The 19939-nt window shown below is 73.8% G+C and carries 13 protein-coding genes and 1 pseudogene; 10 read left to right on the forward strand and 4 right to left on the reverse strand.

Annotation, left to right across the window (positions count from 1 at the left end; all coding sequences use genetic code 11):
* Nucleotides 1-214: 214 nt before the first annotated feature.
* The 8 genes from ACZ3IJ_RS08490 to ACZ3IJ_RS08525 all read left to right on the forward strand — a co-directional run bounded on the left by ACZ3IJ_RS08490 (nucleotide 215) and on the right by ACZ3IJ_RS08525 (nucleotide 10119).
* On the forward strand, nucleotides 215-1351 hold the full coding sequence (locus ACZ3IJ_RS08490) for a glycosyltransferase (protein WP_467466883.1): 1137 nt from the start codon (nucleotides 215-217) through the stop codon (nucleotides 1349-1351).
* Nucleotides 1348-2787, forward strand: a complete 1440-nt coding sequence (locus tag ACZ3IJ_RS08495; RefSeq protein ID WP_467466885.1) for an exopolysaccharide biosynthesis polyprenyl glycosylphosphotransferase — start codon at nucleotides 1348-1350, stop codon at nucleotides 2785-2787. Before ACZ3IJ_RS08490 ends, ACZ3IJ_RS08495 begins: the two co-directional genes overlap by 4 nt.
* Nucleotides 2787-4124 carry an O-antigen ligase family protein gene (locus ACZ3IJ_RS08500; protein ID WP_467466886.1) on the forward strand — a complete coding sequence of 446 codons (1338 nt, stop codon included), beginning with the start codon at nucleotides 2787-2789 and terminating at the stop codon, nucleotides 4122-4124. The genes ACZ3IJ_RS08495 and ACZ3IJ_RS08500 overlap by 1 nt, the downstream gene beginning before the upstream one ends.
* Before the next feature lie 490 nt (nucleotides 4125-4614).
* A complete protein-coding gene (locus tag ACZ3IJ_RS08505) occupies nucleotides 4615-6330 on the forward strand; it encodes a lipid II flippase MurJ (RefSeq protein WP_467466887.1) in 1716 nt (571 codons plus the stop codon).
* Nucleotides 6227-7099, forward strand: a complete 873-nt coding sequence (locus tag ACZ3IJ_RS08510; protein ID WP_467466888.1) for a polysaccharide deacetylase family protein — start codon at nucleotides 6227-6229, stop codon at nucleotides 7097-7099. The genes ACZ3IJ_RS08505 and ACZ3IJ_RS08510 overlap by 104 nt, the downstream gene beginning before the upstream one ends.
* Nucleotides 7096-8229: a glycosyltransferase gene (locus ACZ3IJ_RS08515; RefSeq protein ID WP_467466889.1), complete on the forward strand. Its 1134-nt coding sequence runs from the start codon at nucleotides 7096-7098 to the stop codon at nucleotides 8227-8229. The genes ACZ3IJ_RS08510 and ACZ3IJ_RS08515 overlap by 4 nt, the downstream gene beginning before the upstream one ends.
* A 7-nt stretch (nucleotides 8230-8236) precedes the next feature.
* Nucleotides 8237-8911: a YveK family protein gene (locus ACZ3IJ_RS08520; RefSeq protein ID WP_467466890.1), complete on the forward strand. Its 675-nt coding sequence runs from the start codon at nucleotides 8237-8239 to the stop codon at nucleotides 8909-8911.
* On the forward strand, nucleotides 8908-10119 hold the full coding sequence (locus ACZ3IJ_RS08525; RefSeq protein ID WP_467466891.1) for a GNAT family N-acetyltransferase: 1212 nt from the start codon (nucleotides 8908-8910) through the stop codon (nucleotides 10117-10119). Before ACZ3IJ_RS08520 ends, ACZ3IJ_RS08525 begins: the two co-directional genes overlap by 4 nt.
* A gap of 591 nt (nucleotides 10120-10710) precedes the next feature.
* Here ACZ3IJ_RS08525 and ACZ3IJ_RS08530 read toward each other — a convergent pair.
* Together ACZ3IJ_RS08530 and ACZ3IJ_RS08535 are read right to left on the reverse strand one after the other, a co-directional pair.
* A pseudogene (locus ACZ3IJ_RS08530) lies at nucleotides 10711-11826 on the reverse strand (glycoside hydrolase family 26 protein); the annotation flags it as partial.
* 240 nt (nucleotides 11827-12066) lie between these two features.
* The gene (locus ACZ3IJ_RS08535; protein WP_383171236.1) at nucleotides 12067-12300 is read right to left on the reverse strand and encodes a chaplin; all 234 of its coding nucleotides are present in this window, start codon (nucleotides 12298-12300) and stop codon (nucleotides 12067-12069) included.
* A gap of 535 nt (nucleotides 12301-12835) precedes the next feature.
* Between ACZ3IJ_RS08535 and ACZ3IJ_RS08540 the strand changes: the two genes are divergently transcribed.
* Nucleotides 12836-13879, forward strand: a complete 1044-nt coding sequence (locus ACZ3IJ_RS08540; RefSeq protein ID WP_467466892.1) for an LCP family protein — start codon at nucleotides 12836-12838, stop codon at nucleotides 13877-13879.
* An 8-nt stretch (nucleotides 13880-13887) separates the two neighbouring features.
* Here the strand turns inward: ACZ3IJ_RS08540 and ACZ3IJ_RS08545 are convergent, their stop codons facing one another.
* Entirely contained in the window at nucleotides 13888-15918 is a 2031-nt protein-coding gene (locus ACZ3IJ_RS08545; RefSeq protein WP_467466893.1) for a thioredoxin domain-containing protein, read from the reverse strand.
* Nucleotides 15919-16067: 149 nt separating this feature from the next.
* Entirely contained in the window at nucleotides 16068-16460 is a 393-nt protein-coding gene (locus tag ACZ3IJ_RS08550; protein ID WP_391798781.1) for a rodlin, read from the reverse strand.
* A gap of 244 nt (nucleotides 16461-16704) precedes the next feature.
* Here ACZ3IJ_RS08550 and ACZ3IJ_RS08555 point away from each other — a divergent pair, with 244 nt between their 5' ends.
* Complete coding sequence (locus tag ACZ3IJ_RS08555) at nucleotides 16705-19917, forward strand: tetratricopeptide repeat protein (protein WP_467466894.1); 3213 nt, start codon at nucleotides 16705-16707, stop codon at nucleotides 19915-19917.
* Nucleotides 19918-19939: the final 22 nt, after the last annotated feature.

Genomic DNA, 19939 nt, shown 5'->3' on the forward strand with positions numbered 1-19939 from the left:
TCGTGTGCCCGGTCGTGTGCGGCCCTGTCCGTCACGCCGCCGGCCGCCTCCGCCGCCGCGCTCCCATCCAAGCAGGGCTTTCACGACACCGAGTTGGGGAACACGGCGGATTCCTCCCATTCCGCGGACGACGGGGGTGCGCTGCGCCATGGAGCCGACCGATTCCACATTCGCTTCGCAGCGCTCTTCCTCCAGGCGGACGTCGGGCGCTGACATGCGTTCCTTCTCCGTTCTGCACGCGGTCCAGCCCGGTGACGGCGGGGTCGCACGGGTCGTCGTCGACCTCGTGCGCGCCCAGCTCGAAGAGGGGCTGCGGGTGTCCGTCGCGTGCCCGCCCGGCACCGCGCTCGCCTCGGCCGTCCGGGCCGAGGGCGCGGAGCCGTACGACTGGCGGGCCGGGCGCGATCCGGGTCCCCGTCTGGTCGGCGAGACCCGCGACCTGGCGCGGGTGATCCGTACGGTCCGCCCCGCCCTGGTCCACGCGCACAGCGCCAAGGCCGGGCTCTGCGCCCGGCTGGCCGTGCGCGGCCGGATCCCGACGGTGTACCAGCCGCACGCCTGGTCCTTCGAGGCGGTCGACGGCGCCGTCGCCGCGGCGGCCCGCCGCTGGGAGGCGTGGGCGGCGCGCTGGACGCACCGGATCGTCTGCGTCAGCGAGGCGGAGCGCCGTACCGGCGAGGCCGCGGGCGTCCGCGCGCCCTGGTCGGTCATCCACAACGGTGTGGACGTCGAGCGGTTCGGAACGTCCACGGCCGCCGTGGCGGACACCGGCTCCGACGGCTCCGCCGACGGGCCCACCGTCGTCTGCGTCGGGCGGCTCTGCCGGCAGAAGGGGCAGGACGTCCTGCTCGCCGCCTGGCCCGCCGTCCTGGAGCGGGTGCCCACGGCCCGGCTCGTCCTGGTCGGCGACGGGCCCGACGCGGAGCGGCTGCGGGCCGCGGCTCCGCCGTCGGTGCGGTTCACCGGCAACGTCGACGACACCGCGCCCTGGTACCGGGCGGCCGATCTCGTCGTCCTGCCGTCCCGTTGGGAGGGCATGGCGCTCGCGCCCCTGGAGGCGATGGCGAGCGGACGCCCGGTCGTCGTCAGCGACGTGGACGGGGCGCGCGAGAGCCTGCCGCCCGGCCACGAACCCCTGTGCCTGGTCCCGCCCGAGGACCCGGCCGCCCTCGCCGCCGCCGTCGGCCGCCTGCTCGGCGGGCCGGAGCCGCGGCGAACCCTGGGCCGCGAGGCCCACGACCACGTACTCAGCAGATTCGATGTGCGGCGCACCGGCGCGGCCGTCGCGGACGTGTACCGCGAGCTGGCCGGAGTGCGGTGCACCGAGCACAGAGAGCCGATTTCGCCGTGACCACGGAAAGCACCAGCGTTCCTCCTTCACCGGGCCCCTGGCCCTCGACGGTCCAGGGCCCCGGCCCCGGACGCGCCTCCCTCGCACCGCAGCGCGGCAGGCCCGACCGGCTCGCGCTGCCGCCGCGCCGGCCCGCGCCGCCGCGGCTGACCGCCGTACCGCTGATCGCGGCCGACGGTCTCGCCGTGCTCGTCGCGGCCGCGCTGCTGCCCGAACCGCAGCGCGGGCTCCGGCTCTTCCTGCTGGTCGCCGTGTGCGTGCTCGTCGTCAACGCGCACGGCGGCCTGCACCGGCCGTCCGGCGTCGCCGCCTGCGTACTGGACGAACTGCCGGCGCTCGCCGTGCGCGCCGGTGTGGCCTGGTGCGTGGCCGCGGCGGCCGTCGCCGCGTTCGCCCCGGCCCTGGCCATCGGTCCGGTCGCGCTCTGCTCCGCGTACGCGACACAGCTCGCCGCCGTCGCCCTGGCCCGTGCCGCGGTGCACGCCCTCAGGCGGCGCAGGGCCCGGACGCATCCGCGCTCCGCGCTGGTCGTCGGCAGTCCCGCCGCCGCCCGCAGGTTCGCGGCGGCGCTGGCGCAGCACCCGGAGTACGGCATCAGGCCGGTCGGGATCGTCGGGTCACGGGCGGACGGGGAGCCCGGGCTTCCGGTGCTCACCTCGTCCGAGGAGATCCACCGGGCGGTCATCCAGAACACGGTCCGCGACGCCGTCCTCCTGACCGACGACAGCAGCCTGGTGACGCTCTTCCAGCACTACGGCTGCACCACCTGGCGGGTGGGTGGCCGGGATCACGACGGCCCGATGGGCGACCACCTGTGGGGGTACGCCTGCAGTCGTCTGGTCCCGCTGGACGAGCGGCCGGGACAGGGCGCGAAGCGCGCCCTGGACGTGGCCGTGGCAGGTCCCGCGCTCGTGCTCGCCCTGCCCGTGCTGCTGCTGTGCGCGCTGGCGGTACGGCTCTCCGACGGGCCCGGGGTGCTCTTCCGGCAGGAGCGGGTGGGGCAGCACGGGCGGCTGTTCACGCTGCTGAAGTTCCGTACGATCCGGCCGGCCGACGAGACCGAGTCGGCGACCCGGTGGAGCGTCGCCGAGGACCGGCGGATGAGCGCGGTCGGCGGCTTCCTGCGGAAGTCCTCGCTCGACGAGCTGCCGCAGCTGTGGAACGTGCTGCGCGGAGACATGAGCCTGGTCGGGCCGCGCCCCGAACGTCCTTACTTCGTCACGCAGTTCAGCCGTGTGCACGCCGGTTACGCGGACCGGCACCGGATGCCCGTCGGGCTGACGGGCCTGGCCCAGGTGCACGGGCTGCGCGGCGACACCTCCATCGAGGACCGCTGCCGCTTCGACAACCACTACATCGACCACTGGTCGCTCTGGCAGGACGTCCGGATCCTGCTGCGCACCGCGGCGGGCCTGGTCCGGCCGGCGGGGAGCTGATGATGGCGACGGCGGCCTGGGCGCTCCCCGGGACGGCTGAGACGGCCGGGACGGCTGGGACGGCTGGGACGGCTGGGACCGGCGTACAGGACTGGGCGCGCCGGGCCTGGGCGCTGTCCCCGGTCCTCGCGGTGATCGCGCTGCTGCTCGTCCCCGGCGGCGGTGGCGCCGAGGGCGGCACCGGCGGTACGGGAACGATCGCGGACGCGGCCTCGGGGCTCCTCGTGCTGATCTGTCTGGTGCGGGTGGTCCGCAGCGGGGCGCGGCCGTTGAGCCGCGCGGCCGCGGTCGTGCTCGGGCTGCCGGTGCTCGGCATCTGTCTGGCGGCGATCACCTCGAACGACCCGGCGGCGAGCCTCCCGGGGGTCGCCCGGTACGTACAGGTCTTCGTACTCGTCCCGGCCGCCGTGCTGCTGATGATCCGCGACCGGCGGGACTTCGCGGTGGTCGCCTGGGCGCTTGTCGGGCTGGCGCTGCTCCAGGGCGCGGTCGGGGTCACGCAGTACCTGACCGGGACGGGCGCGTCGTACCAGGGCGAGGACATCCGGGCGGTCGGGACGTTCGGTCCGACGGACGTGATGGGGATGGCGACGGTCGTCTCGTACGGCCTGGTCATCGTCACCGGGATCGCGCTGGGGAGCGGGCGGGGCCGGGCCCGTACCGCGGCGCTGGTCTGCGCCGGGCTGCTGTTCGTCCCCCTCGTGCTCTCGTTCAGCCGGGGCGCGTGGATCGCGACGGTGCTGACGGTCGCGATCCAGCTGGTGCTTTCGGGGCTGCGACGGGCGGGGCGGGTGGCACTCGCGGCGGGCGCGCTGGCGGTGGTCCTGGTGGGCGGGCTCGGGGTCGGTTCGGCCATGGTGAAGGAGCGGGTCGCCAGCATCACGCAGGTGGCGGGCGCGCCGGACCAGTCGGTGACGGACCGGTACACGATGTGGGCGGCGGCCGGGGAGATGTGGCGGTCGGATCCGCTGACCGGGGTGGGACTCAAGGGCTTCCCGGCGTACCGGGACTCGCACGCCTCGCTGGCGCTGTCGTCGGGCAGCGACACGGCGGGCGCGGGCGCCGCGTTCCACCGTCAGCCGCTGCTGTCCCCGCACAACATGTACCTGCTGGTGCTCAGCGAACAGGGGCTGCTGGGGCTGCTCGCCCTCGTGGGCAGCTGGGCGGCGTTGCTCGTGGGGGCGGTGCGGCGGATGGGACTCGTGGCCATCGGCGTGCTGTCGTGGCAGCTCATCGACTTCTTCTACGCGGACATCGGGGGGCCTTCGACGGTCCTGATGTCGGTCGTCCTCGGGCTCGCGGCCTGGTGGTCGCTGGCGGAGGTGAAACGTGCGTGACCCATGGGGAGGGGAGCCCGAGTCCACGGACCGGGTGTCCGCTCCGGAGGGCCGGGGGGCCGCGGGACCGCCGGTCTGGGCGGACCCGTGGCCCATGCCCGATCTCCCGGTGGGCGGCCGTCGCTGGGCGGGCACGGCCTCCCCCGTCCCGGACTCCCCACCGGTCCGGCTCCCTCAAGGGCCCGCGGACCAGGGCTCGGTGGGCCACGGCCCGGTGGGCCACGGCCGGGGTCCGGGCGCCGGGCCGCGTCCGAGACCGGCGGGTGCGACAGACCGTCCGGGCTCCGGCGGGGGCGGCACAGGCACCGGGCCGCGAACCGGCCCGTGGCCCGGGCCGGGGGCCCGAGCGGCGGTGCGCCCCGGCGGGTACACCGGTGCACACCTCGGCGGCGGTCCCGGCGGCCGTTCCGGCGCCGGTGCCGGTCCGGGGGGCGCCCGGGCCGGTGGTGCGACCGCGGTCCAGCCGCACGTCCACCGGGCGGACCGGGCCGTGGAGTACCCCGACGACTGGCGGCCCCGTCCGCCGCGCGGCGAGGGCGCCCCCGCACGGGGACGCGCCCGGCACAGGGCGCCGAAGCCCGCCCGCTCCGGCGGGTTCCTCGCGCGGGCCGCGGCCGTGACGGCCGGGCTCACCGCGGCGGGGGCCGTACTCGGTCTCGTACGGGACCAGAGCCTCGCGCGCTACTTCGGCGCCGGGGCGGAGACCGACGCGTTCCTCGTCGCCTGGACCGTGCCCGAGTTCGCGTCGACGCTGCTCATCGAGGACGCGATGGCCCTCATCCTCGTGCCCGCGTTCAGCCGCGCCCTCACCCGCCGCGGCGCCGTCCGCGCGCTCGTACGCTCCACGCTGCCCCGGCTCGCGCTCGTCATGTCCGCCCTCGCCGGCCTCCTGGTCCTCGCCGCGCCGCTGCTCGTCGCCGCCCTCGCGCCCGGTCTCCCCGACCCTCGGCTCGCCGTCGACTGCACCCGGCTGACCGCGACCTGCGTGCTGACCTTCGCCCTCGCCGGCTACTGCTCGGCCGCGCTCCGCGCGCACGGCTCCTTCCTCCCGCCGGCCGCCATCTACGTCGCGTACAACGTCGGCATCATCGGCACGATCGTGGCGCTGCGCGAACCCTTCGGCGTCCGGGCGGCGGCCGCGGGGGTCGCCGTCGGCGGCGTGCTGATGGTGGCGGTCCAGGCGCCGTACCTCGTCAGGGAGTTGCGGCGCACACCACGAGTCCCGCGCTCCACGCCGGCGACCGACGGACGGCTCCTGGTGCTCGGGCTGATCGCCCCCGTCATCGCCTTCACGGTCTCCCGCCAGTCCCAGATCCTCATCGAGCGCTTTCTCGCCTCACCGCTGCCCTCCGGCGCGATCTCGCATCTGAACTACGCGCAGAAGGTCGCGCAGATGCCGATGATCCTCTCGCTGATGCTGTGCACGGTCAGCTTCCCCGTCGTCGCCCGCGCCATGGCGGCGGGCGACACGGACGGCGCGCGCCGCCGTGTCGAGCGGGACCTGTTGCTCGCCGCCGTGGTCGTCCTCATGGGCACGTCGATCGTCATCGCGGCCGCCCCCCAGATCATCGAACTCCTCTTCCAGCGAGGCGCGTTCGACCACTCCGACACCGGGGCGACCGCCGCCGTGATGCGCGTCTACGCCCTCGGCCTGCTGGGTCAGACGACGGTCGGCACGCTCGTCCGCTGCTACTTCTCCGCCTCCCGCCCGCTCTGGTACCCGGCCGCCGCCATGGCCGTCGGCCTCGCCGCGACCGCCGTGGCCGGCGTCGTCGGCGCCGGCCTCTGGGGCGCCGTCGGCATCGCCGCCGCCAACGCCCTCGGGATCACGCTCACCGCCGCGATGATGCTGCTGGGCGCCCGCCGCCAGGCCATCGCGGTCCGGATCCGTTACCTCGGCGAGGGACTCCTGCGGCTCGCCACCGCCGCCGCCTGGGCCACCGCCGCCGGCTGGCTCTGCTCGGTCCTGATCGAGCCCGCGCTCCTCTCCCTCGCCGTCGCGTGCGCGGTCTGCGCCGCCGTCTTCCTGCTCCTCCTCGCCTGCTCCGCCCACGCGCCGGACATCCCTCCCCTCACCCGCACCGCGTCACGAAGGCTCGCCCATGCCCGATGCCACGGCGCCACGCGCCGCCTCGATCCGTCGACTGCTGCCGAAACCGCCTCCGTGGGTGGTGATGTACCACTCGATCGCCGACACCAGGGATGACCCGTACCGGGTGACCGTCTCCCCCGTGCGCTTCGCCCGGCAGCTGCACTGGCTCAACGACCGGGGGCTGCGGGGTGTCTCCGTACGCGAGCTGCTCGACGCGAGGGCGGCGGGCCGCGCGAAGGGACTCGTGGGCCTCACCTTCGACGACGGGTACGCCGACTTCGCCGACTCGGCCCTGCCGCTGCTGCGCCGCCACGGCTTCACCGCCACCGTCTACGTCCTGCCCGGCCGGATCGGCGGTGAGAACGCCTGGGACGACGACGGCCCGCGCAAACCGCTCCTGACGGAGGACGGCATCGTGGCCGTCGCCCGGGCCGGCATGGAGATCGGCTCGCACGGGCTGCGGCACGTCTCGCTGCCCACCGTCGACACCGCGACGCTCGCCGAGGAGACCCGCCGCAGCCGCGAGCTCCTGGAGGAGATCACCGGCGGCCCGGTGCAGGGCTTCTGCTACCCGTACGGGCACATCGACGCGCGGGCGGTGCGGGCCGTGAGGGAAGCGGGGTACCGGTACGGCTGCGCCGTCGACCCCGGCCCGCTGACCTGCGCGCACGCGCTGCCCCGGGTTCACATCGACGAGCAGGACACTCCTCTGCGCCTCGCCGCCAAGCGCGTCCTGCACCCCCTTCGCCGCCGCCGTCCCCGCGACCTCGACGACGGCCTCGGCAACGGAAACGGCAACGGCCTCGTCGTCGGCAACGGCACCCGTACCGGCGCCGGCCTCGAGGCGATGTCCGGCCGCGACGCCGTACGGGAGGCGTCGTGAAGGTCCTCCACGTCATCACCGGCCTCGGCATCGGCGGCGCCGAGCAGCAGCTGCGGCTGATGCTGCGTCATCTTCCGGTCCGCAGTGAGGTCGTCACGCTCACCAACCCGGGCCCGGTCGCCCGCGGCCTGGAGTCCGACGGGGTCCCGGTCACGCATCTCGGCATGACCGGCAACCGAGACCTCCGCGCGCTCCCGCGCCTCACGGGACTGGTCCGCCGTGGCGGGTACGACCTCGTCCACACCCATCTCTACCGGGCGTGCGTGTACGGCAGGATCGCCGCCCGTCTCGGCGGTGTCCGTGCCGTCGTCGCGACCGAGCACTCCCTCGGGGAGACCCAGATCGAGGGCCGGCCGCTGTCGTCCGGAACCCGTGCGCTCTACCGGGCCACGGAGCGGCTGGGCACGGCGACGGTCGCCGTCTCGCCCAGCGTCGCGCGCCGCCTGGAGGCGTGGGGGGTGACGCCCTCCCGTGTCCGGGTCGTTCCCAACGGCATCGAGCGGGCCCGCTTCGGCTACGACGAGGACGCGCGCCGGATCGCCAGGAAGCAGCTCGACCTGCCGGACGACGCGTTCGTCGTCGGCGGGGTGGGACGGCTCGCCCCGGGCAAGCGCTTCGACCGGCTCGTACGGGCGGTGGCGTCGGTGCCCGACGCACGGCTGCTGCTCGTCGGCGACGGGGAGGAGCGCACCCGGCTCCTCGCCGTCGCGCGCGAGTGCGGGGCCGCCGACCGGGTGCTCCTGCCGGGCGCCTGCGAGGACCCGCCGCCCGCGTTCTCGCCCGACCCCGACCTTCCGTCGCTGCTCGCGGCGATGGACGTCTTCGTCTCCACCTCCCCCGACGAGGCCTTCGGGCTCGCGGTCGTCGAGGCACTGGCCGCCGGGCTGCCCGCGCTGTACGTGGCCTGCCCGGCGATCGACGACCTGCCGCCGGACGAGGCGCCCGGGGCCCGGCGGGTCGGCGAGTCCGTACCCGAGCTGATCTCGGCGCTGCGCGGCATCCGCGACGCCCGGCTCACCCGGCTGCCGCAGCCCGCCGCGGCACGCCGCTACGACATCGCGCACAGCGCCCGGCAGTTGATGTCCCTCTACGAACAGGCCGTCCACGGCACCCCAATCCTTGCGAAGTGAGTCACCAATGAGCTCCCTGAGTCCCCGACGCTCCCGTCTCGCGACGGCCCTGCGCACCCCTCGCCGCTGGTGGGTGCTGCCCTCGTCCGTACTGATCGGCGCGGTGCTCGGCGGCGGCTACGGGGCCGTGAAGACCCCGCAGTACGCGGCGACGAGTTACGTCATCGTGGTCCCCGGCGAGAAGTCCGACCCGGCCGCGGCGCTCGGCTTCGCCCAGGCGTACGGCAGGGTCGCCACCGACATCGCGGTCACCGGCGACGCCCAGGTGTGGTCGGGGGTCTCCGCCGCGACACTCCGCGAGAGCGTGCAGGCGGAGACCTCCCCCGACGCGCCGATGATCTCCCTCACGGCGCGGTCCACCACGCCGGCCAAGGCCGTCGCCATGGCGGACGGCGTCGCCCGCTCGCTGATCCTCAACAGCACGCAGGTCTCGGGGAGCACGGGCGTGAAGGTCGTGCAGTTCTCCCGGGCGACCAGGCCGACGGCGCCCGTGTCGCCGTCGGCCTCCCTCTCGGCGCTGGTCGGCGGCTGCGCGGGCGGGCTGCTCGGTGGTCTGGCGCTGCTCGTACGCCCCCAGCGCGCGGTGCGCGCGGAGGCCCGGCACTCCCGGCCGGCCACGGCCCCCGTCCCCGGCCCGGCGGCGGGCAGGACCCAGCCCGAACCGGCGTCGGAGACGGTGTGACGAGGGACGGCGTGTCGGGACGGGGCGGGCCGGGGGACGGCCGGTCGGGGGACGGCCGGTCGGGGGTCGGCCGGTCCGGCGGCTGGAGAAGCGAGGTCTGCCGGGACGGCGCGGAGTTCGGCCGGCTCGGCGAGCGATGGGCTTCGCTGTACGCCCGCTGCTCCACGGCCACTCCCTTCCAGTCCCACTCCTGGCTGCACTCCTGGTGGGTGTCGTACGGCAGGCCGGGCGCGCTGCGGCTCGTGCTCGTACGGCGGGAGGACGGCGAACTGGTCGCGGCGGCGCCCCTGATGCGCGCCCGCGGCCCGCTCCCGGTCCTCACCCAGCTCGGCGGCGCGATCACCGACTTCACGGACGTCCTGCTCGACGACGCATGCCCCGGTGCCGCCGCCGCGCTGGCCGATGCGCTGGCCGGGTCGGCGCGCGGCGCGGTGATCGATCTGCGCGAGGTCCGGCCGGGGGCGTCGGCCGAGCAGGTCTTCGCCCGTTGGAGGGGGCCGCGCCGACGGCTCCCCGACTCGCTCTGCCTGGAGCTCCCCGCCCAGCCGATGGACTCCCTGCTCGAACGGATCCCCACGGGCAAGGCCCAGCAGCGGGTGCGGGCGAAGCTGCGCAAGCTGGACGCGCTCGGGATCGATGAGCGGATCGTGCCCGGCGACGAGGTGCCGGCCGCGCTCGACCGGCTGCTGAGGCTGCACCGGCTGCAGTGGCAGGGGCGTGGCGTGACCGCCGAGCACACCAGCGACCGGTTCGCCCAGCATCTCGCGCGGGCCGTGCGGCCGATGGTCGAGGGCGGGGACGCGCGGGTGACGGAGTTCCGGCTGGGCGGGGACGTCGTCGCCGCCGACCTGACCCTGATGTCGCCCCGCCTCGCGGGCGGCTACCTCTACGGTGCCGATCCCGAGCTGCGCGCGCGGAAGGTCGACGTCGCGACGATGCTGCTGCGGCACGGGATCCGGGAAGCCGGTGCGAGCGGGCGGGCCACGCTGAGCATGCTGCGCGGGAACGAACCGTACAAGCGGCACTGGCGGCCGGAGGCCGTACCCAACCAGCGGCTGATGCTGGCGGGTCCCGGTACGGCTCCGCTGCTGTGGCTGCGCGCGGGCGCGGCGGACGGCAGGCGCTGGGCGGCGCGGCAGGCCCGCGAACGGGCCTGGGTGGGGCGGGCGGTCGAACGGCTGCCGGGACGGCCGCGCGGCGGCGGATGATCTCCTCCGCCGCCGCGCGGGACGGCGTCAGAAGGGCCAGACGCCGTTCAGCATCTCCTCCCAGTCGCCGCTGTCGCCGAGGCCCAGGGAGCCCTCGTCCTTCCAGGTCTCCTTGGGGACGCAGACGGGCCCGCCGATCCAGTTCTCGACCCACGAGCCGAGCCCCAGGGTCCAGCAGTCCGGCTTCGGCTCGGGCTTGGGCTCGGGCTTCGGCTCGGGCTTCGGTTCCGGCTTGGGCTCGGGCTTCGGTTCCGGCTTGGGCTCGGGCTTCGGTTCCGGCTTGGGCTCGGGCTTCGGTTCCGGCTTGGGCTCCGGCTTGGGCTCCGGCTTGGGCTCCGGCTTCGGTTCCGGCTTCGGTTCCGGCTTGGGCTCCGGCTTCGGTTCCGGCTTCGGTTCCGGCTTGGGCTCCGGCTTGGGCGGGACCTGCGGCTTGGGCTCCGGGACCGTCGGTTCCTCCGGCTGCGTCGGCAGCTCGGGAATCTCGGGCTCGGCCGGGATCTCCGGGAGTTCGGGGATCTCCGGATACTCCGGGATCTCCGGATACTCCGGGATCTCCGGATACTCCGGCACGTCCGGGATCTCCGGATACTCCGGGACCTCCGGGAACTCCGGCAGCCCTGGCTCGGTCGGGGTCTCCGGCACCTCGGGAACCTCGGGAACCTCGGGCTCCGTCGGGACCTCCGGGATCTCCGGGACCTCCGGCTCGGCGCCCATCAGCATCTGCCGGAACACCTGCGAGGACTTCGGGTTGGTGTCGCACTGCCAGACGCCGTGCGGGCAGTAGTCCGTGATCGTGTGGTACAGCGGCTGGTGCTCGTCGATCCACTCGAGCATCCGGCGCATGTACTCCGGGTTGTCCCCGTTCCGGAAGAGACCCCATTCCGGATAGGAGATCTCCTTGCCGTGCTCGGCCGCGAAGTCCACCTGCTTCTGCAGCCCGTACGGCTCGTCGATGTGCCGCTGGAAGTCCGACCCGGCCGGCTGGTCGTACGAATCCATGCCGATGATGTCGACCACGTCGTCACCCGGATAGCACTCCGTCCACGGAATGGCGTCCCTGCCCCGGCTCGGATTGAAGTCGAAGCGGAACTCCTGGCCGGGAACGGACCGCATGGCGGTGACGATACGCGTCCAGTACTTCTTCCACGACGTGGGATCGGGCGCACACCGGTGGGTGTACGTCGTGCCGTTCATCTCCCAGCCGAGGACGATGACGGTGTCCTTGGCCTTCAGGCCGACGAGCCGCTCCGCCAGCTTCTTGAAGTGGTGGTCGTAGTACCCCGCCGCGCCGAGCTGGAGCTGGCGGCGGACCTCGTGGTCGGAGACGCCGGCCTCGTTCCTCTCCAGCATCGGGACGTTCAGGACGAACATCCGGTCGGCCCGCTGGTTGCGCCAGGCAGCCCAGGCGTCCAGGAAGCCGGGCGGGCTCTCGATGTTCGACCAGAGGTCACCCGGGAGGTAGGTGTGGCCGACGCGGAGTTCCCGCCCGCCGAGCCATCGCTCCAGCTGGCCGATCCGGCCGACGCCGGGCGGTCCCGATTCGAGGAACGCGCCCAGTGCGGTGGAGAGAGTCGGTTCGGGGTCTCGTGTCGTGACGGATTCGGCGGCGTGAACGGGAGAGGACAGCACGACGGAACCTGAGGCGAGGAGACCTGCGGTGAACACCCCCAGCCACACTCTCGATGCTTTCCGCTTCCTGTTGGTCATGGCCCACTCCTTCACGATCCGCGCCGCTTGATGCACCGTCAGTCTGATACTCGGAAAGTATTCCTAATGAGCCGACCGTGAACGCGGCACCGACCTGATCAGTAGTCCATTGGTGTATTTCATCGCCCGGTTGGGGCACCGGAATGACGACACGAGATGCGGAAGGACCGACCGCAGGCATGGCAAAGGGCCGGGCTCCGGAGAGCGGAAGGCTCTCCGGAGACCGGCCCTGAGCGTGCGTCAGGCGTTGACGCAGGTGTTGAAGGCGGCCGGGTTCAGGACCCCGATCACGTTCACGGAGTTGCCGCAGACGTTGATGGGAGCGTGGATCGGAACCTGGACGACGTTCCCGGACAGCACGCCCGGCGAACCGATGGCCGCACCGTACGCGTCGGCGTCCGCCATCGCGGGGGCGGCCGCACCCAGGGCCATGAACAGTCCGGCGACGACGACCGCGGCCTTCTTGCACTTCATTTCTCTTACGTCCCTTCCGCGGCGGACGGAATTTCACGGATTTCGTGAATCGCCGGTGGACAAAGAAGTCTCCCGGCCTCCGCCGCACACATCACAACGACCATGCCCCGAAAAGGAAACCGGCTTATCGCCGACCGGCCGGTATTCACTCCATTGAGCCCGGGCCCCGCGCGGGACGCGTCATCGCGGCCAGACCGGCGTCGAGACCAGCCGTTCCCACTCGCGGTCGGGCATCCCCGGAACGGTGCGCCCTGCCAGGGCCCACTGCTGAACCAGCGAGGAATAGACGGGGAAGGGTCCCCGGTCGGCGGGTGGCGGGTCCGCCACATAACGGCTCTTCGGAATGAAGGCCATCCGTTCCCATTTCCCGGGATCGGGTGCCATCTTCCCTCCCATCCACAACGGTTCTCGCATCATTACACACACCCCGCAGCCGAGTGATTCGTCCGCACCATGTCGCGTCGCGAACCTGTGTGCGAGGCATATAGGCCTATCGTGCGCTCATCCCATTTCTCGGAGTCAGGTGGTGTGCCCCGTGACCGTCAGGAAATTCCGCCGCCCCGGCCGGCTCGTGTTCGCCTCCGCGGCGCTCGTCACCCTCGCGTCGGGGGCGGTCGCCGGCGCCGCGGCCCTGCCGACCCTGCCGGCCCCACGGCACGGGCTCACCGTCCTGGTGGCCGGCGTCGACAGCCGGGAAGGCCTCACGGCCGCGGAGCTGAAGCGCTATCACGCCGGCGGCAAGGGGTGCGACTGCACCGACGTGATGATGCTGGTGCACATCTCGGCCGCGAACGACCGCGTGAGCGTGGTGAGTCTGCCCCGCGACTCGCTCACCGAGTTCGACAGGGACCACGTCGACCAGCGGACGGGCAAGACGCACAAGCCGCACCCGGCGAAGATCAACGCGGCGCACACGGAGGGCGGTCCCGCGTTCACCGTCGAGGCCGTCGAGCGGATGACGGGCACGCCCGTCCACCGCTATCTGGAGATCGACTTCCGGCGCTTCGTCGACGGTGTGAACCGCGTCGAGGGCGGTGTGCCGATCTGCACCGACGCACCGCTCAAGGACCACGTCACCGGGCTCGACCTGGCGGCGGGCACCACTCGTCACGTCGGGGGCGGCGAGGCACTCCAGTACGTACGGTCGCGGCGCGCCGACGGGAAGATGGACTTCGGCCGGATCCAGAAGCAGCAGCGGTTCGTCGCCAACACGCTGAAGACGATCCGGGCGGACCTCGCCGCCCCCACCCGGCTGCGGCAGCTCGCCGCCACCCTGCGCGGTACGGCTCCGGTCGAGCGCTCCCTGACCGTCACCGAGATGCTCGTCCTCGGATCACGGCTGCGGAACCTCACCCCGGACCACATGGAGTTCGCGATGGTGCCGATCCGCCGCTTCAACCCCCTCATCGCGGGCGTCGGGTCCTCCGTCGCGGTGGACGAGGAGCACGCCGAGGAGGTCTTCGAGGCGCTGCGCTCCGACCGGCCGCTGCCGAAGGCGCGCCCCGACTCCACGAGCGAGATCCCGCGGGGTCTGGGCGACTACCGGCCGGCCGGAGGCGCCTCCCTGGTCTGTCCGTGACGGCAGCCTCAGCGGGAGAGCGCGTGGGCCAGGTCGGCCGGGTCCGTCGTCGGCGCGTCGCAGGTGAAGTGGCGGCAGACGTACGCGGCGGCTCCGCCGGCCACCAGCGGGCGGTCCCTGAGCAGGGGGAACTCCTCGCTGTCCGGGGCCCCGACGGCGACCACGGCGCCAGGCGCCGAACCCAGCAGCGCGGTGCGGTGCAGCGCACGGGTCAGGGCGTCGTCGCCGTCGGGGCCGACCACCGCGATCTCGCGGGGCCCGTCGAGCAGCGCCTCCGCCGTGGCCAGGCCCCAGCCGATGAAGCGCGGCGCGCGCGGGCCCAGCGCCTTGACCACGCCGAGCGCGCGCTCGGCGGCGGAACGGTGCGCCTCGGAGCCGGTGTGGGCGGCGTACGAGAGAAGCGCGCCGGCGGCGGCCGTCCAGCCGGAGGGCGTCGCGTTGTCGGTGGGGTCCTGGGGGCGGCGGATCAGCGCCTCTGCGTCGTGGGCCGTGTCGTACAGCGCCCCGCCCTCGGCGACGAACTGGTCGAGGACGATGTCGAGCAGGAAGCCCGCGAACTCCAGCCAGACACCCTCGCCCGTGACCCCGGCGAGCGTCAGGAAGCCCTCGGCGACGTCGGCGTAGTCCTCCAGAACCCCGGCGTTGGCGCCGGCCTTGCCGTCCTTGCTGGTACGGAAGAGCCGCGCGCCCTCGTTCATGTGGAGCCGTACGAGCAGGTCGGCGGCGTCCGTGGCGCGCTCGACCAGATCGGGCCGGTCGAAGAGGGCGCCGGTCTCGGCGAGGGCCGCGATCGCGAGGCCGTTCCAGGCGGCGACGATCTTGTCGTCACGGCCGGGGCGTTCGCGCAGGTCGCGGGCGGCGAACAGCCGCTCCCGGACGGAGGCGACGCGGTCCGCGTCGGCGACACCGGCGTCCTGGGGAAGCTGGAGGACGGAGGCGCCCTCCTCGAAGGTGCCCTCGTCGGTGACGCCGAAGTACCGCGCGGCGAAGGCCGCGTCCTCCTCGCCGAGCACCTCGGCGAGCTGGGCCGGGGTCCACACGTAGTAGGCGCCCTCGACATGCCTGCCCGTGGCGTCGGCGCTGTCCGCGTCGAGCGCGGAGGCGAAACCGCCCTCGGAGGTGCGCAGTTCGCGGACCAGGAAGTCGGCGGTCTCCAGGGCGACCCGGCGGGCCAGGTCGCTGCCGGTGGTCCGCCACAGATGTGCGTAGGTCCGGCACAGCAGGGCGTTGTCGTAGAGCATCTTCTCGAAGTGCGGGACGACCCACTCGCGGTCCACCGAGTAGCGGGCGAAGCCGCCGCCGAGCTGGTCGTAGATCCCGCCCCGCGCCATCGCCTCGCAGGTGTCGGCGGCCATCTGCAGGGCGCCCTCGGCCCCCGTACGGGCGTGGTGGCGCAGCAGGAACTCCAGCGCCATCGACGGCGGGAACTTGGGCGCCCCGCCGAAACCGCCGCTGCGGCTGTCGTACTCACGGGTCAGGCCGAGCAGCGCCTGCGAGAGCTCCTGCTCGCCCGGCACGCCGTCGCCGCCGAAGGCGAGCGAGCGGGCGGAGAGGTCCTCGACGATCTTCGCCGCGACCTCGCCGACCTCCTCGCGGCGGTCGGCCCATGCGCGGGCGACTCCGTCGAGGACGTCACCGAAGGAGGGCATGCCGTGCCGGGACTCGGGCGGGAAGTACGTACCGAAGTAGAAGGGCTCCGCGTCGGGCGTGAGGAAGACGGTCATCGGCCAGCCGCCCTGGCCGGTGGCCGCCTGCACGGCCTCCATGTAGACCGCGTCGACGTCGGGCCGCTCCTCGCGGTCGACCTTGACGGCGACGTAGTGCTCGTTGACCTGGGCGGCGGTGGCCTCGTCCTCGAAGGACTCGTGGGCCATCACATGGCACCAGTGACAACTGCTGTAGCCGACGCTGAGCAGCACGGGAACGTCGCGGCGCCGCGCCTCCTCGAACGCCTCGGCCGACCACGGCCACCAGTCGACCGGGTTGTCGGCGTGCTGCAGGAGATAGGGGGACGTCTCATGGGCCAGTCTGTTCGGCATGTCTCCATCCTCGCGCACACGACAAGACCCCGGTCGTACGCCACGGGTGGTGACGCGCGAACGGGGCAGTGATAGTGATACGGAAAGCGGCCCCGTTCCCCGCAGGTCGAATGCGGGGAACGGGGCCGTTTTCAGCGGTGCGGTCGGACTCAGCCGCCGACGTTCCCGTTCTGGGACAGAACCTCGCCCAGGATGTGCGACAGGGCGTCGTCGCCCTTCTGCTGCACGGAGTTCTGGGTGCAGGTCTGGTTCGACATCGGGTTGCCGAGGACGTCCTGGACGGCGACCGGGACGGCGATGACGCCGACCGGAACCTGCGCCTGGATCTTCTGGATGTCGAAGCAGTGCAGGACGCCACCGTTGATGAGGCCGAAGTTCGGGCTCATGTAGCCACCGGTGGAGTTGCTGCCGATCGACTGCTTCGACGTGTTGCCGATGATGTTGGCGCTGCCGCCGTCGTTGCCGGCCGCCGACGCAGCGGTCGCCGTCACACCGACGACCGAGGCCGCAACTGCCGCCGTAGCAAGAACCTTCTTGATCACGAGTCTTCCTTCTTGAGCTCGAGGGCCCTGGAATGCTCCGTTAGCCGAAGCACGCTGATCAACTGCCCTCCGAGGGATTGGTTCCGGGGCGTCACCCGGACGCGGTATTCGGCAGATGAACGCCATCGGACGCCGTGTCGAGGGGCAGGCGTTCGGGACCCCGGTCACCCCCGCTCCCTCGCGCCGACGGGCGTCCCGCAGGACACTTGGGGCCGCAAGCGGAAGCTCTCGGAGGGGGACGTACATGCGGGACAGCCACCGGGCCGAAGCCGAACGGCTGTTGGCACGCGCCGTGGAGGAGGAGGTGCGGCGCTCCGGAGGCCGCCTCGACGCCACGGCTCTGCTGGCACGCGGCCGGGCCGCGCTGGACACCATGGCGGCGGGTGCGGGCGATGAGTACACGGCCTATCTGCGGGCCCTGGAGGAGACGGAGGCGGCGCACCGCTCGCTGGGGGATCGATTCAGCAGAGCCGCGGTGGGAACGCCCTCGCTGGTGACCGCCGTCGCGGCGGTCGCCGCCGTCGGCGCGGACCTGGCGCTGGGCACGGCGGCCGGGACGGCGCTGGCCGCCGGCGCCGTGGTGGCGGTGACGGGCGCGGCGGCGACGGTCCTGAAGGTGACGGCGGGGCACTGGCCCGCCGCGCACCGCCGGGCGGGCGCCCTGGGCCAGCCGGGAGGCCCCGAGCAGCTCAGGCTGCAGTGGCTGACGGCGCTCGACGTCCGGGGCGTACGGCCGTTCATCGACCAGCAGCGGGTGCTGCTCGCCACCACGCAGCCGCCCGCGCAGAAGGTCGTGTCCCAGCTGCGCGGCGCCGACCGCAGCGCGGCGGCCCGCCGGCGGACCGTCCTCGAGCAGTCCTTCGGCCATCTGCCCGACCCGGGAGGGCCGTTCGCGGGCCGACGGGCCGAGCTGGCCCAGATCACCCAGTGGGTGCAGGCCGGGCGGGCGTCGACCATGACCCGGCCGACGGTCGTGATGCTCCACGGGGAGCAGGGGGCGGGCCGGACGGCGCTCGCCTTACGGGCGGCGCACGCGCTGCGGGACCAGTTCCGCGGGGCGTGCGTGGTGGACCTGCGGGGCGGGACACCCGGCGAGAAGCCGCTGACGACCCGGGAGGCGCTGCTGCACCTGCTGAACCGGCTCGGTGCGCCGCGCGAGCAGCTGCTGTTCCGGGAACGGTCCTCGGCGGAGCAACAGGTGCGCAGACTGGCCGAGTTGTACCACCAGCATCTGACCGGGCTCGCGGTGACGGTGATCCTCGACGACGCGGTGGAGGCGGAGCAGGTCCGCACGCTGCTGCCCGAGCGCTCGGACAGTCTGGTCCTGGTGACCTGCCGCGAGCCGCTGGACCTGGGCGGGGACGTGCCGGCGTCGGTGCACGCGCTGCCGGTGGCGGCGCTGGACGCGGCGGGGGCGGAGGAACTGCTGCGGGAGGCGGCCTGGGCGCCGGACCCGGGGCCGTACGACTCCGAGGCGTTCGAGGAGATCCGGGGGCTGTGCGGCGGGCTGCCGCTGGCGCTGCGGGTCGCCGGTTCCTCGCTGGGCCGCCGTTCGATGAGCGATCTGGCGCAGCTGCTCGCCCGGCCCGACTGGGGCCCGGCACCGCTCGGACGGGCGCTCTCCGTACGGTACTTCACCGATCTCGACGAGGACGGCAGGCGGCTGCTGCGGCGGCTCGCGCTGGCCGGGAGGGCCTCACTGGGCGCGGCCGCGGCGGGGGCGCTGTTCGGCGGCAGCGGGCAGGACGGGGCCCGGCTGCTGGCGGAGCTGGCCCGGGCCGGGCTGCTGGACCACGTCCGGGGAGAGCGGTACCGGCTGCACGACGCGGTGCGCGGTTTCGCGGCGGCCCGGCTCAGGGACGAGGAGGACGCGGCGTCGATCGCGGCGGCGCAGGAGCGGCTGATCCAGAACTACGCGGAGCTCGCCGACGCGGTGATCCGGATGGTCGACGGCAAGATGTCGACCCGCGCGAACCGGTTCGACGGGCACGGCTTCGGCTCGCTGGAGGCCGCGCTGCGCTGGCTGGACGACGAGTCGAGCTTCATCACGGCGGCCCTGCGGCTCGCGGAGGGCGTCGACCAGCAGGCCGTACTGAACCTGCTCGGCGCGCTCTGCGACTACTGCCTGCTGCGCGGCGACCTCTACCGGCTCGGTGAGATCAACGAGCTGACCGACGCCGTCGGGCAGGGGCTGCTGTCCCGGTCGGTGCAGTGGCGGACCGGTATCGCGGCCCGGCAGCTCGGCGAGCTGGACAAGGCGCGCACCACGCTGACCTCGGTGGTCTCCCTCTACCAGGAGGCGCACCAGGACGCCGGGGCCGCGCTCGCGCTCTGCTCGCTCGGGATCACGCTGCACCATCAGGGCAATCTGACGGAGGCGTCGGCGAAGCTGCGGGAGGCCCTGGGGCTCCAGGAGCCCGAGTCGCTCGCGGCCGACCGGGGCTGGACCCTGCACGCCCTCGCGGCGGTCGAACGGGACCGGGCGAACCTGGCCGAGGCGCTGGCCCTGCTGCACAGGGCCCTGGAGCTGCACCGGGAGCACGAGTCCGTGCACGGCGAGGCCTGGGCGCACTTCCAGCTGGGCCAGGTGTGCCTGCGCATGGGCGACGTGGAGCGGGCGGACGCCGAGCTGCGGCGCGCGCTGGAGCTGTACGGGCGGACCCGCGACGGGCGCGGCGAGGCGTGGGCGCTGACCCAGCTCGCCCGCGCCCGGCTCGTCGAGGGCGAGGTGGCGCCCGCGGTCGAGGGCCTGCGCCAGGCGCTCGCCCGCCACCGCGACCAGGAGGACGCGCGGGGCGAGGCCTGGACGCTGTACTACCTGGGGCACGCCCTCGAGGAGCGCGGGGATCTGGACAAGGCGGTGCGGGAGCTGGAGCGGGCCCGCACGATGTTCTCCCGGATGCGGGACGTGTACGGGCTCGCCTGCGCCCGCCACCACTCGGGGCGGGTCACCCGCGACCAGCGGGCGGCGCAGACCGGCAACCTGCGCAACTCCGGCTTCGCCCGGCAGCTCCTGGTGGACGCCCGGGCGGACTTCCACCGCGTCGGCGTGGCCCACGGCGAGGCCTGGACCTGTCTTGAGCTGGCGATCGTGGACGCCGGGAACGGGAAGGCGGCGCAGGCCCTGGAGCTGTGCGGGGAGTCGGAGCGGCTCTTCCTGTCGTACGGCGACCGCAGGGGCGCCGACTGGGCCCGCTTCCTGCGCTGCACCCTGCTCCCGTACGCCTCGCCGGGCGGTGTGGAGGTGGGTACGGCGGTGGCGCAGGAGGAGCTGGCGCTGCTGCGCCGGGACCGCCATCCGACGCGGGACGGCAAGGTCGAGGACTGCGCGGAGGCGTACGCCCTCGTCCTGGAGCGGGGCGTCCAGCTGGAGGCCGGCTGGCAGGCCTGGGATCTGGGCATGGTGCCGAACCGCCACGCCCGGGAGGTGATGGGCGTTCCGGTGGAGGTGGCGTAGCCGCGGAAGCCGGTGTGCGTAC

The sequence above is a fragment of the Streptomyces sp. NPDC013317 genome (genome assembly GCF_055563155.1).

Coding starts and splice junctions, on each gene's coding strand:
- ACZ3IJ_RS08545 (WP_467466893.1), bottom strand. CDS start 15,918: ATGCCGAACAGACTGGCCCATGAGACGTCCCCCTATCTCCTGCAGCAC.
- ACZ3IJ_RS08490 (WP_467466883.1), top strand. CDS start 215: ATGCGTTCCTTCTCCGTTCTGCACGCGGTCCAGCCCGGTGACGGCGGG.
- ACZ3IJ_RS08555 (WP_467466894.1), top strand. CDS start 16,705: ATGCGGGACAGCCACCGGGCCGAAGCCGAACGGCTGTTGGCACGCGCC.
- ACZ3IJ_RS08510 (WP_467466888.1), top strand. CDS start 6,227: ATGCCCGATGCCACGGCGCCACGCGCCGCCTCGATCCGTCGACTGCTG.
- ACZ3IJ_RS08520 (WP_467466890.1), top strand. CDS start 8,237: ATGAGCTCCCTGAGTCCCCGACGCTCCCGTCTCGCGACGGCCCTGCGC.
- ACZ3IJ_RS08500 (WP_467466886.1), top strand. CDS start 2,787: ATGATGGCGACGGCGGCCTGGGCGCTCCCCGGGACGGCTGAGACGGCC.
- ACZ3IJ_RS08535 (WP_383171236.1), bottom strand. CDS start 12,300: ATGAAGTGCAAGAAGGCCGCGGTCGTCGTCGCCGGACTGTTCATGGCC.